The organism is Enterocloster clostridioformis, from assembly GCF_020297485.1.
GTDB classification, from domain to species: Bacteria; Bacillota; Clostridia; order Lachnospirales; family Lachnospiraceae; genus Enterocloster; species Enterocloster clostridioformis.
In genome coordinates, this window is sequence record NZ_JAIWZC010000001.1 from 850,005 (window position 1) to 862,379 (window position 12,375).

16 protein-coding genes are annotated in these 12,375 nt (G+C 49.9%); 2 read left to right on the forward strand and 14 right to left on the reverse strand.

All coding sequences use genetic code 11. From position 1 onward, the window contains the following. The first annotated feature begins 90 nt into the window (after window positions 1-90). Entirely contained in the window at window positions 91-981 is an 891-nt protein-coding gene (locus LA360_RS04070) for a LysR family transcriptional regulator (RefSeq protein ID WP_002585222.1), read from the forward strand. A gap of 68 nt (window positions 982-1,049) precedes the next feature. On the opposite strand, the gene atpC is transcribed toward LA360_RS04070, so the two are convergent. The 9 genes from atpC to yneA form a co-directional block, all read right to left on the reverse strand. Next, complete coding sequence (gene atpC, locus LA360_RS04075) at window positions 1,050-1,466, reverse strand: ATP synthase F1 subunit epsilon (RefSeq protein WP_022200553.1); 417 nt, start codon at window positions 1,464-1,466, stop codon at window positions 1,050-1,052. A gap of 33 nt (window positions 1,467-1,499) precedes the next feature. Next, window positions 1,500-2,900 (reverse strand): F0F1 ATP synthase subunit beta, encoded by a 1,401-nt coding sequence (atpD, locus tag LA360_RS04080; protein WP_022200554.1) that lies wholly within the window; start codon window positions 2,898-2,900, stop codon window positions 1,500-1,502. 26 nt (window positions 2,901-2,926) lie between these two features. Beyond that, the gene (gene atpG, locus LA360_RS04085; RefSeq protein WP_022200555.1) at window positions 2,927-3,820 is read right to left on the reverse strand and encodes an ATP synthase F1 subunit gamma; all 894 of its coding nucleotides are present in this window, start codon (window positions 3,818-3,820) and stop codon (window positions 2,927-2,929) included. Window positions 3,821-3,839: 19 nt separating this feature from the next. Then, window positions 3,840-5,363, reverse strand: coding sequence for a F0F1 ATP synthase subunit alpha (atpA, locus tag LA360_RS04090; protein ID WP_022200556.1), 1,524 nt, complete (start codon window positions 5,361-5,363; stop codon window positions 3,840-3,842). A 10-nt stretch (window positions 5,364-5,373) separates the two neighbouring features. Next, window positions 5,374-5,889 (reverse strand): ATP synthase F1 subunit delta, encoded by a 516-nt coding sequence (gene atpH / locus LA360_RS04095; RefSeq protein ID WP_022200557.1) that lies wholly within the window; start codon window positions 5,887-5,889, stop codon window positions 5,374-5,376. After that, on the reverse strand, window positions 5,882-6,373 hold the full coding sequence (gene atpF, locus LA360_RS04100) for a F0F1 ATP synthase subunit B (RefSeq protein ID WP_022200558.1): 492 nt from the start codon (window positions 6,371-6,373) through the stop codon (window positions 5,882-5,884). The genes atpH and atpF overlap by 8 nt, the downstream gene beginning before the upstream one ends. A gap of 24 nt (window positions 6,374-6,397) precedes the next feature. Then, window positions 6,398-6,622 (reverse strand): ATP synthase F0 subunit C, encoded by a 225-nt coding sequence (gene atpE, locus LA360_RS04105; RefSeq protein ID WP_002567624.1) that lies wholly within the window; start codon window positions 6,620-6,622, stop codon window positions 6,398-6,400. Between the two features lie 53 nt (window positions 6,623-6,675). Beyond that, window positions 6,676-7,365, reverse strand: a complete 690-nt coding sequence (locus tag LA360_RS04110) for a F0F1 ATP synthase subunit A (protein WP_002585229.1) — start codon at window positions 7,363-7,365, stop codon at window positions 6,676-6,678. A gap of 405 nt (window positions 7,366-7,770) precedes the next feature. After that, window positions 7,771-8,064 carry a cell division suppressor protein YneA gene (yneA, locus tag LA360_RS04115; RefSeq protein ID WP_022200559.1) on the reverse strand — a complete coding sequence of 98 codons (294 nt, stop codon included), beginning with the start codon at window positions 8,062-8,064 and terminating at the stop codon, window positions 7,771-7,773. A 182-nt stretch (window positions 8,065-8,246) separates the two neighbouring features. Between yneA and lexA the strand changes: the two genes are divergently transcribed. After that, on the forward strand, window positions 8,247-8,873 hold the full coding sequence (gene lexA, locus LA360_RS04120; RefSeq protein ID WP_022200560.1) for a transcriptional repressor LexA: 627 nt from the start codon (window positions 8,247-8,249) through the stop codon (window positions 8,871-8,873). A 259-nt stretch (window positions 8,874-9,132) separates the two neighbouring features. On the opposite strand, the gene rsfS is transcribed toward lexA, so the two are convergent. Genes rsfS through obgE form a run of 5 tightly spaced genes read right to left on the reverse strand, consistent with a single transcriptional unit; the run spans window position 9,133 to window position 12,364 of the window. Further along, a complete protein-coding gene (gene rsfS, locus LA360_RS04125; RefSeq protein ID WP_002585232.1) occupies window positions 9,133-9,483 on the reverse strand; it encodes a ribosome silencing factor in 351 nt (116 codons plus the stop codon). Beyond that, a complete protein-coding gene (gene yqeK, locus LA360_RS04130) occupies window positions 9,434-10,072 on the reverse strand; it encodes a bis(5'-nucleosyl)-tetraphosphatase (symmetrical) YqeK (RefSeq protein WP_022200561.1) in 639 nt (212 codons plus the stop codon). The genes rsfS and yqeK overlap by 50 nt, the downstream gene beginning before the upstream one ends. Before the next feature lie 4 nt (window positions 10,073-10,076). Further along, window positions 10,077-10,721, reverse strand: a complete 645-nt coding sequence (gene nadD / locus LA360_RS04135) for a nicotinate-nucleotide adenylyltransferase (protein ID WP_022200562.1) — start codon at window positions 10,719-10,721, stop codon at window positions 10,077-10,079. 42 nt (window positions 10,722-10,763) lie between these two features. After that, on the reverse strand, window positions 10,764-11,063 hold the full coding sequence (gene yhbY, locus LA360_RS04140) for a ribosome assembly RNA-binding protein YhbY (protein ID WP_022200563.1): 300 nt from the start codon (window positions 11,061-11,063) through the stop codon (window positions 10,764-10,766). 11 nt (window positions 11,064-11,074) lie between these two features. After that, window positions 11,075-12,364 (reverse strand): GTPase ObgE, encoded by a 1,290-nt coding sequence (gene obgE, locus LA360_RS04145; protein ID WP_022200564.1) that lies wholly within the window; start codon window positions 12,362-12,364, stop codon window positions 11,075-11,077. Between the last annotated feature and the right edge of the window lie 11 nt (window positions 12,365-12,375).

The window sequence follows — 12,375 nt, forward strand, 5'->3', positions numbered from 1 at the left end:
TTGGATGCATTTTTTTTAATTCTGTTATATAATAATCGGATACCCGGACAGGAATCCCCTGTTCGCAAAATCGTATCTCCGAGGTGACGTATGGAATTACTGCAATTACGATATTTTTTGACAGCCGCTGAATACCAGCACATGACAAAGGCGGCCGAACATCTTCAGATAGCCCAGCCAGCCCTCTCTCAGGCCATCCACCGGCTGGAAGCAGAGCTGGGTGTACCGCTCTTTGAGAGGAAAAGCAGAAGTGTGGAACTAAATGAAGCCGGACGTCTTCTTCAAAAGCGGCTGATTCCCATTGTAAGCGCCCTGGACCGGATTCCCGGTGAACTGAGAGCCGACCAATACATGTCCAGCCACACTATCCACTTAAAGCTTCTGGCTGCCTCCACTCTGATTACCAACCGGATTATTGCTTACAGGGCCCTGCGGCCGGATGTGAACTTCCAGCTGTACCAGGCCGAGAACCATGCCGACTATGATTTATGCGTGTCTGCGGTGCGGTCCGACTTAAAAAATACCGATTATGAGGATTACATGGTTATGCTGGAGGAAGACCTGTATCTGGCCGTTCCCACCCATTCTCCTTATGGTGATAAGGATTCCATTAACCTGGCTGATACAAGAAACGCGGGATACATATGCCTGGCCGGTTCCAGGCCCATCCGCCAGATATGCAACAGTTACTTTTCAGAGGCGGATTTTGTCCCCAACGTGATTTTTGAAAGTGATACCACAGAGTCTGTCAGGAACCTGATCGCGGCCGGGCTCGGCATCGGATTCTGGCCCCAGTACTCCTGGGGACCGTTGGGCGGCGAATGGGGGCCCATGTCTCCCCACTCCCCGGTAAAGCTGCTTCCCATCAAGGATCAGGTATGCCGCCGTCAGATTATCCTCATGTGTTCTCCTCTTGGCAAGGACAATCCCATTGTCATGGACTTCTGTAATTTTCTCATACAAAACTCAAAATGGCTGTAGGATGTTTCCATCCCGCAGCCAAACTTTTATAATTCTCTTCTATCATAGCTTCCTTCACTTGGTTTCCATCACTTCAATTCCTTCAGATGGCTTCCCTTCAGCCTGGTAAGCGCCCTTGCCATGGACGCCTGGGACATCTTAAATTCCCTCAGGCTCTGTTTCTGGCGCAGCTGCTCTTGTGCGCGCTCCAGCGCCTCCCTGGCCCTGACCTCGTCAATATCCTCAGGCCTTTCCGCGGTATCCACAATCATGGTCACACGGTTATTGGCCACCTGCAGGATTCCGCGACCCACAATGGCCTGATGCCATTTTGTTTCCTCCGGCACCTTAAAGCGGAGGTTACCCTCCTGGACAGCCAGAATCATGGCCTCATGGTGAGGCATAATGCCCATCTCACCGTCTGGTGCTGGCACCACCAGATACGAGCAATGCCCATTATAAAATACGTGGTCGCTGGCTACAATTTTCAGCCAAAATGCAGACATATCCCGGCTCCTTTCCGCGGCAGACAGTCCTGGTTAAGCCTCATGATGCTCCAGGGTCTTGGCCTTCTCCGCAACCTCGTCAATGGTACCTACATTGAAAAATGCCGCCTCAGGGTACCCGTCCATCTCGCCGTCAATGATGGCCTTGAATCCGCGGATGGTTTCTTTTACAGGCACATATTTTCCAGGCACACCGGTAAAGTTTTCCGCCACATGGAATGGCTGGGATAAGAACCTCTGAATTTTTCTGGCCCGGTTTACGGTCAGCTTATCCTCCTCAGACAGCTCCTCCATGCCCAGAATGGCAATGATATCCTGCAGCTCCTTATACTTCTGAAGCATCTGCTGTACTTTGTTAGCCACCTCATAGTGCTCCTTACCCACCACATCCTCTTCCAGGATACGGGAGGTGGATTCCAGAGGGTCTACAGCCGGATAAATGCCCTGCTCCACAATCTTTCTGGACAATACCGTGGTGGCATCCAGATGCGCAAATGTGGTGGCGGGCGCCGGGTCCGTCAAATCATCAGCAGGCACGTACACAGCCTGGACCGATGTTACGGAACCGTTCTTGGTGGAAGCAATCCTCTCCTGTAATTCGCCTACCTCAGTGGCCAGGGTGGGCTGATATCCCACCGCCGAAGGCATACGTCCCAGCAGGGCGGATACCTCGGAACCTGCCTGGACAAAACGGAATATATTATCGATGAACAGAAGCACGTTCTGATGCTCCACATCCCTGAAATACTCGGCCATGGTCAGTCCTGTCTCGGCCACGCGCATACGGGCCCCCGGTGGTTCATTCATCTGTCCAAATACCAGGGCTGTCTTTTCCAGCACCCCGGACTCCCTCATCTCGGTCCACAGGTCATTTCCCTCACGGGAACGCTCTCCCACACCCGTGAAAATGGAATATCCGCCGTGTTCCGTTGCTATATTGGTTATCAGCTCCTGTATCAGCACGGTCTTGCCCACGCCTGCACCGCCAAAGAGGCCTATCTTTCCTCCCTTGGCATAGGGGGCCAGCAAATCAATTACCTTAATACCGGTCTCTAACATCTCCACAACAGGGCTCTGGTCCTCAAAAGAAGGCGGGTCCCTGTGGATTACCCATTTATCCTCGCCTTCCAGGCTCTCTCCTCCGTCAATGGTCTCGCCCAATACGTTGAAGAGACGTCCCAGGGTCTTCTCGCCTACAGGCACCTGAATGCCGGCGCCTGTGGGCTCCACTTCCATATCCTTGCACAGGCCGTCGCTGGATGCCAGCATGATGCAGCGCACCACATTGCCGCCTACATGCTGGGCCACTTCCATGACGCACTTCTTACCCTGATTATCCACCACCAGGGCATCCTTGATATGGGGAAGTCCGTCATCCTCAAAAGCCACGTCAACTACAGGTCCCATGACCTGTATGATTTTTCCCTTGCTCATGGCTGCCTCCTTTTATATTTACGAATTTACGAATGTTTCTTTTTCTGTGCCTTGGCACCGCTGATTACTTCTGTAATTTCCTGGGTAATGGCCGCCTGCCTTACACGGTTATACTCTATGGATAAGTCGTTCAGGATTGCGTTGGCATTATCGCTGGCAGACTGCATCGCCATCATCCTGGCGTTCTGCTCACTGCAGAAGGACTCCACCAGGGCGCCGAATATGAATCCGGTCACATAGTTGGGGACCACATGGTCCATGACAGCGCTGGGGGAAGGTACCATCTGAATCTCCTCCTGGATGATATCCGCAGGGATGACGATATTGCTGAAATCCTCCCGTTTAAGGGGAAGGAGCGCTGTCATCTCCGCCTCCATCTGCATGCTGTTAATCATCTGCGTATATATAATCCAGACCTCATCCAGACGTCCTTCCTCGTAATCCTCCAATATAGTGGAGGAAATCAGACGGGCGCGGTGCATGGTGGGGTTCTGTACCGTGTAATGGAACTGCTCCTCCACCTGGATGTGTCTGGCCTCAAAATAATGGCGTCCCAGTTCCCCCACCACATAAAGCCGGTGGTTCTTACTCTGTTCCATCCACTCCTGGGCCATCTTCAGCACGTTATGGTTGTAAGCGCCTGCCAGTCCCTTATCGCCGGTTATGACTATCAGTCCCTTTATCCTGTCCTCCTCCTTAATTTCCTTCCTGGGATTGAAGTAAAAATGCTCTACATCCGGCATATGACGCAGGATACGGCGTATCAAATCCTGAAGGGTATAGAAGTAAGGCTCTGTTTCCTCCAACAGTTTCTTACTCTTCTTAAGCTTGGTGGAGGAAATCAGGTACATGGCATTGGTAATCTTCCGGGTATCCTGGACGCTTTTCATACGGCTGAGGATTTCTCTTGCATTTGCCATATTAACTCCTTCTTCCTGGTCAGACGGATGCCTTATACTGTTTTGTCTTATACTGGTTTGCCGCATCCACGATGCGTTTTATCAGGTCATCGTTCAGGACCTTGGTTTCCTCGATTTCTTTCCCAATCTCCGGATGCTTTTCATCAAACCAGGCCAGCATGTTCATCTGGAATTCCTTAATATCCGAAACCTCAACGGAAAGCATGACCTTGTGGGTCGCCGCGCAGAGGGTAATGACCTGTTCATGCAGGCTGAGGGGCCTTCCCAGAGGCTGCTTAAGCAGCTCCATAAGCCGTTTGCCGTAAGCCAGCTGCTCCTTGGTGGCCTCATCCAGGTCAGAACTGAACTGGGTGAACACCTCCATCTCCCGGTACTGCGCCAGGTCGATACGGATGCTTCCTGATGCCTTCTTCATGGCCTTTGTCTGGGCTGCGCCGCCTACACGTGACACGGAAAGTCCCACGTTCACAGCCGGTCTCATGCCGGAAAAGAACAGGTCGCTTTCCAGGAAAATCTGTCCGTCTGTAATAGAGATAACATTGGTGGGAATATATGCCGACACATCCCCGGCCTGTGTCTCAATGATGGGAAGGGCTGTAATGGAGCCGCCTCCCTTTTCATCACAAAGTCTGCTGGAGCGTTCCAGAAGACGCGAATGAAGATAGAATACGTCGCCCGGATAAGCCTCGCGGCCCGGAGAACGCTCTAACAGCAGGGACAACGCCCTGTAAGCCACCGCATGCTTGGACAGGTCATCGTAGACAATCAGAACGTCCTTTCCCTGATGCATGAAATATTCAGCCATGGCAGTCCCGGCATAGGGAGCTATGTACTGAAGAGGCGCTGCCTCACTGGCCGTGGACGACATGACGATGGTGTAGTCCATGGCATCGTTCTTCTTAAGGGTGGAAACCAGCTTTGCCACGGTGGATGCCTTCTGGCCAATGGCGACATAGATGCAGACCACATCCTTGCCCTTCTGGTTCAGTATAGTATCCATGGCAATGGAGGTCTTACCTGTCTGCCGGTCTCCTATGATTAATTCCCTCTGGCCGCGGCCAATGGGGAACATGGAATCAATGGCAAGGATGCCTGTCTCCATGGGAACTCCCACGGACTTTCTGTCCACAATGCCGGGAGCTTCCTCCTCCACCGGGAGGTAATCTTCTTCCTTTACAGGGCCCAGTCCGTCAATGGGCTCTCCCAGAGCGTTGACCACCCTTCCTAAGAATCCGCTTCCCACAGGCACGCCTGCTCTTTTCCTGGTGCGGACTACCTTGGTGCCCTGGCCCACTCCTGTATCCTTTCCGAAAAGGATACAGCCAATCTCATTCTTGCGGATATCCTGGACCATTCCCTTAACACCATTTTCAAATATAACGATTTCCCCGTACACGGCATGTTCAATGCCGTATACGATTGCTATGCCGTCTCCTACCCAGATGACAGAACCAGTTTCCTGTTCCTGTCCGGCATGCATGTCAAAATTCTCAATCTCACTCTTAATAATGGAGATGATTTCCTGGGAACTGATTGTGCTCATATCAAGACTCCTATCTTACCACAGCCCGGCGCAGCCTTACCAGCTGCCCCTTCAGGCTGTAGTCATATTCTGTATCCCCGGCCTTAAGGACAAAACCGCCCACCAGGTCCGGCTGGTTCACCAATCGGATGTTCACATCTTTTTTCTTATATTTCCTGCACAGAAACTGTTTCATTCCTGTAATCTGGGCCGCACCCGGCATGGTAACATAGTGAAGCTCGGCATCCATAACACCTGCCGCCTTCCTGGCATAGGCGTCACGGGCCGCTGCAATCTCCTCTGTCTGTCCGATGCATCCCGCATCACAAGCCTTTTTTAAGAAACGTACCATCAGTGCGGAAAATTCCGGTTCCCTGAACACCTTCTCAATAACGGCATGCTTACTTTTCAGGGGAACCACCGGGCTATTAAGGACCTCCGGAAGTTCCGGATTCTCCTTAAGCAGCTTTACGGCTTCCCTGACCATATCTTCCGGTATGCCCAGCTCATATAGAACAATGGCATAAGTCCTGGCTGTCTCAGTCATTTCCTTCACCTGATTCTGCTAAAAAGCGGTTGTATAGGTTCCTGTCCCCATCCGGTGCGCTCTGCTCGCTGATCAGCTTGGCAGCAGCTGTCATGGCCAAACCGGCCACGCCGGCCTTCAAGTCATTCATGGCCTTCTCGCGTTCCAGGGCAATGGTCCTGTCTGCCTCTTCCATCTTCCTGGCAGCGTCTGCCCTGGCCTGGGCCAGAACCTTTTCATACTCTGCGGCAGCCCTGTTTCTGGCCTCCTCGATGATTTTTGAAGCTTCTTCGTCTGCACTGCCGATGGAAGCCTGATACTGCTCCTTCATCTGACGCGCTTCTGTTTCCCTGTTCTTTGCCTCGTCCAGGTCGTGCTCAATCATCTGCTTCCTCTCATCCAGTATCCTGCGCACCGGACCAATCAGGAAGTGCTTCATGAACAGATATAAAACCAGAAGGTTGATAACCGTCAAGGCTACATTCCAAATGTTCAAATTTAACATATTAAGTCGCCTTCCTGCTATAAATTATTTTAAGAACAGAATGATTAAAAGGCCGATAACAAAGCCGTAAATGGCGGTTGCCTCAGCGAGGGCGCATCCTAACAGAAGTGCCTTTGTAATCTTGCCGTCTGCCTCAGGCTGTCTTGCAATAGCGTCCACTGCCTTGGAAGTAGCCAAGCCGATACCAATACCTGCTCCAATACCTGTAACAACTGCAACACCTGCTCCTAATGCGATTAATCCTGTCATAATAAGACTCTCCTTTTTCTCTCAATATTTTCTTTTTCCATAAGGCCGCAAACTTAATCCTCAATGGCTTCTTTTATATATAATGATGTGAGGAACACAAACACATATGCCTGTATCACTCCATCAAATATATCAAAATAGAAGCTGAATGGCAGCGGCACAATTAACGGCAGCAAATGCTTGATGAGTGCCATGACAACAATGGCGCCCAGCACGTTGCCGAACAACCGCATGCACAGGGACAATGGCCGTATAAACAGCTCCAGCACATTGATTGGCGCTATGATGGCAATAGGCTCTGCAAAGCTTTTTATCCATCCCTTGACACCCTTCTTACGGATGCCGGCCACTTCCACCAGTACGATACTCATAACAGCCAGGGAAACGGTCACATTCAAATCCTTGGTTGGTGACTTGAAGCCAAGTAGACCAATCATATTGGCAATTCCTATGTATATCACCACTGTAATCAGATATGGTATATAATCCTTTCCTTCCTTTCCCAGAAGCCCTTCAAAGAAATCATAGATAAAGGACATGCCGCTTTCCAGGGCAGCCTGTTTCTTGCTTATGTTCCTCACCTTCAGGCCATGGACCAGTATCAGGGAGGCTACCATCATAATCGCCATGATGATCCATGTCACAGCCACGGATTCCATCACATCAATACCGCCAAACAGCGGTATGGTGAACACCACTTTGCAGTTAAGCTCTTCCATCAGTGATTCCACTAAACCGTTCATACTCAACAACCCCCTTTCTCTTCTTGTTTGCTTTTGCCTATTATAGTCACCTTATTTAATAATTTCAAATACATATTATTTATAAATTGATAATATAAATGTTATAAAAAAGAAAATGTTACAAATCCAAGAAGATCTCATTCTGCAATTTGTATATTATATCACGGCGTATGATGCTCATTTTCATGGTATCTTAACATCAAGAAAGAAATTTGTATTATTTTGTACAATAAAACGTTGAAAAATTATATAATTTGGAACTTTTTGAAATTTTCAGACATAAATGTAACCGGAATATTAAGTAAATCCATGAAAAGATAAAAACCTTTGGAGCTGGCCGGATATCCCCAAAGGCTTTAAGTGTATTTCATACTATCATATTATATGTACGGAAACTAATCCGGTTTACTCAAAATATACTACAGTCAGATACTGTCCTGTATGGATGGTGTCCTTCTTAAGGCCGTTCATCTGCCTGAGCTGATTCACATACTCTTCCATACTCATGGAACTGCCTTCCCTGTATTGACGGGCAATCCCCCAAAGACTGTCTCCTTCCTGAATACGGACGCTCTTATAATAAGGGGTGGTCCTGCTCCCCTCCTCCTTGGCCATGGAAGTAAACATAGTACGTCCCATTATAATGGATACAAACAGTAAAACCGTAAAACATGTAGCTGCTAACCTTCTCTTTCTCATATGGTAACCTCCCTGGGGCGGTTCCTTCTTGCGCGCAATACAGAACGTCTGTTCTTTTGTATATTCATACTATACTACCAGAACAAATGTTTGTCAAGTGTTCCTGGCAAAAAATCGAACAAAGGTTTGCATTTTTACCGAACATATGTTACTATAAATATAGAAAACGCAGGAGGTTGATTATGGCACAGGATAAAATTACTTCTAAGCAGCAGGAGATTTTAGAATACATCAAAGAGACTATTTTACAGAAGGGATATCCGCCGGCTGTGCGGGAGATTTGCGAGGCAGTACATTTAAAGTCCACCTCTTCCGTTCACTCCCATCTGTCCGCCCTGGAGGAAAAGGGCTACATACGGCGTGACCCCACCAAACCCAGGACCATTGAGATTTTAGATGACACCTTTAATTTTAACCGCAGAGAGATGGTGAATATCCCTCTCGTCGGAACCGTAGCAGCCGGAGAACCTATTCTTGCAGAGGAGCGGATTGAGGACTATTTCCCATTCCCGGCAGAGATTCTTCCCAACGCGGAGACGTTCATGTTAAAGGTTAAGGGAGAAAGCATGATTGGCGCCGGAATCCTGCCCGGCGACAAGCTGATTGTGGAGCAGTGTCCCACTGCGGCCAACGGGGAGATTGTTGTGGCGCTGGTGGATGATTCAGCCACGGTTAAGCGTTTTTATAAGGAGAACGGACATTACCGCCTCCAGCCAGAGAACGATGCCATGGAGCCCATCATAACGGAGACCGTAGAGATTCTGGGCAAGGTCATAGGCCTGGTGCGTATGATGCAGCGACGGGGATGATGAGTCTTTTGCATCATGATATACCAGGCATAACGATGTATCGGCATAATATATGCCGGATCTGTCACTGTTATATACCGCTATTACACATACTACCGCAACTGCGCAAACAGGAACCGCTGGTGTATTGTTATCCTGACACCGCAGTTCCTGTTTTTAGGATTCATCTCTATGTCCTTCGGATATACGAAAGTCCCATCATTCCAGACCTCGTATATCCGTCTCTCATTCCATTTCATTTATTACCTGTTCTTACACGTTACAGCTCGTTTACATCCACAAATGTCTTTCCGTCTCTCCAGATTCGTTCCAAATCATAGAACAACCTGTCCTCCCTGCAGAAGATGTGTACAATCACATCCCTGTAATCCATCAGAATCCAGTTTGCATTCTGGTATCCCTCAATCTGCTTGCACTCACAGCCGGCCTTTTCCAGGATTTCTTCCACATTATCAGCCATGGCCTGCACCTGATTGGGGTTGCTGCCGTCAGCGATTATAAAATAATCTGCCAGAACTGATACAGACTGGATGTCAATGATTTTAATGTCCTCTCCTTTTTTATCGCTGAGAGCCTGATATGCCAGTTTCACCATTTCCTTTGAGTTCATCGCGTTCTCCTTTCACTTTTTTAAAATATTCATATGCCTGAGCCGTCAAGGGGTCAATGCTTCCTCCCTTTTTTTCCAGATAATCCAAGGTTCCTGCCAATATGGCATACATGGTCTCATCCAGGTCCTCATAGGCCAACCGCCTTATCTTTGGCAGATTCTCGGCCTTGTAGCGCCTGGGTTCTATATAATCCGCTATATAGAGGATTTTATCCAGAGTGGTCATCTCCGGCCTGCCTGTGGTGTGGCAGCCGATGGCATCCAGGATTTCCCGGTCCGTAATCTGATACTTGTGCTCTGCCAGCCATGCCCCGTATTTTGCGTGAAGCACAGGCAGGGCCCTGTACTCCGCGTCCGTTACTTCCAGACCATGTTTCAAGCATTTTTTCAATATGATATCATCCGAATACCGCTTCCCGCAGTCATGCAGCAGTCCGGCCAGTTCCGCTTTGTCCAGGTCGCAGCCGTAACGCATGGCAAGATTCATGCAGGTGTATGACACGCTGAGAGAATGCTCATAGCGCATGGGCGCCAGCTTTCTCTTAAGGTTTTTCCTGTATAACATAATCTGGCTGCATTGGTTTTCCATACATTCATTCTCCTTTGCCGGCCAGGACCGGGTTCTTGACGCAGCCCCCGTACAGTCCATGGTCCTTAATATATTCTTCCACTGCATCCGGCACAAATCCATGGATGGAATGTCCGTCGGACACGGATGCCCTTATCTCTTCCGAGGACACATCCATCTCACGGCAGCGGATGGGGTAAATCTTTGCCCCATATCTGGCAGTCAGATATTCAATCTGCCTGTCAAAGGGCTGGTGGTCATCATGATAGGCACGTCCGGCCACCAGAAGCACCGCCAGCTTCATGACCAGCTCCGGGCGGAACCACTGTTCAATCTGATACAGGGAATCCGCCCCTATGATGAAGTAGAACGTATCCTCCCTGTATTCCTCACGCAGGAGAGACAGGGTCTGGGCGGTGTAGGTATTCCCCCTGCGCCTCAGTTCAAAATCCGAATACAGGAAATAGGGAGTATCTGCAATGGCCAGTTTAACCATATGCTCACGCATCTCTCCCTCAGTGATTTTATGATCTTTTTTGTGGGGTGGATTTCCTGTGGGCATGAACCAGACTGCATCCAGCCCAAACTGCTCATAAGCTTCCCTGCCCAGCCGCAGGTGGCCATTGTGGATGGGGTCAAAGGTCCCGCCCAATATTCCTATTTTTGCCAAACAAATCCCTTCTTCACATACCTTTACCGGATGCCTGTCCGTCTATTTCTCCGGCAGCACGATCTTACGTTTCTTTTCCTCTTTGGCAGGACGGTAAAGAACGATTTTCCTGCCGATGACCTGGACCACCTGTGAGTGTGTGCGCTCTGCAAGGACATCCGCGATGGAACCGCCCTCGTCCAGACAATTCTTGAGCACCGTCACCTTAATCAGCTCCCTTGCTTCCAGGGCCTCGTCCACGGCCTGGGTAAGCTCCGGCGTAAGGCTGGATTTACCAATCTGGAATACAGGATCGATGTTCATGGCCAGGCCCTTTAAATAGGCTCTTTGCTTGCTTGTCATAATAACTCCTTCTATTTGTAATAATCAAACTCCAGCCCATACATGCGGACCGTATCGCCTTCCTCTATGCCGGCCTTCTCCAGGTCGTCCAGAACTCCCGTATTCTTAAGGAACTTCTGGAAGAAATCAAATCCCTTCTCAGAATCCAGATTGGTGTACCCGAGCATCTTATCGATTCTGGGACCTTCCACCACATAAGCGCCGTCATCCGCCCTGGTCACCGTGTAAGGCAGGTTCCTGTCGCCCTGATACCGGACCTCGAACTCCTTCGCAAACACAACCGGCGCGTTATCCACCGCCTTAAGCAGGTCATTGATATGGTACAGGAGCTCTTTCACTCCCTGTCTGCTGACAGCGGATATGGGGAACACCTTGATTCCCTTTGGCTCGAATTCGTTTCTCAGCTCGTCAAGTATGATCTCCGTGTCTTCTTCTGCATACACCGCGTCCATCTTGTTGGCGGCAATCACCTGAGGACGCTTTAAAAGCTCCGGATTATAGGCTTCCAGTTCCCGGTTAATGGTCTTAATGTCCTCCAGAGGATCCCTGCCCTCCACAGAAGCGCCGTCCACCACATGGACCAGAACCTTTGTGCGCTCAATATGCTTTAAAAACGCATGTCCCAGGCCAATGCCCTCGGAAGCTCCCTCAATCAGACCGGGGATATCAGCCATGACAAAGCCGGCCCCGTCTCCCAGGTCCACTACGCCCAGATGGGGATTCAGGGTGGTGAAATGGTAATTTGCTATCTCAGGCTTTGCGTTGCTGACAACAGACAGCAGCGTGGATTTTCCCACATTGGGAAAGCCCACCAGGCCCACGTCCGCAATGACCTTAAGCTCCAACTGCACCCACAGCTCCGCGCCGGGCTGCCCCGGCTGCGCGTACTTGGGCACCTGCATGGTCGATGTTGCAAAATGCATATTCCCAAGACCGCCCCTGCCTCCCCTTAAGATGACTTCCCTCTGGTTGTCACCCGACATGTCGGCAATGACCTTTCCCGTCTCGAAATCTTTAAGCACGGTTCCCTCCGGCACCTTCACAATCAGGTCATCCGCATCCGCTCCATGGCAGCGTTTCTTTCCGCCTTCCCGGCCATCCTTTGCAACATACTTACGCACATGCCGGAAATCTACCAGGGTGTTTTTTCCTTTGTCTACCTGGAAAATGACGTCGCCTCCACGGCCGCCGTCACCTCCGTCAGGACCGCCGTTGGGAACATACAGTTCGCGTCTGAAGGACACGTGGCCGTCTCCGCCCTTACCGGATTTAATAAATATTTTTGCGCTATCGGCAAACATACACAGTACCT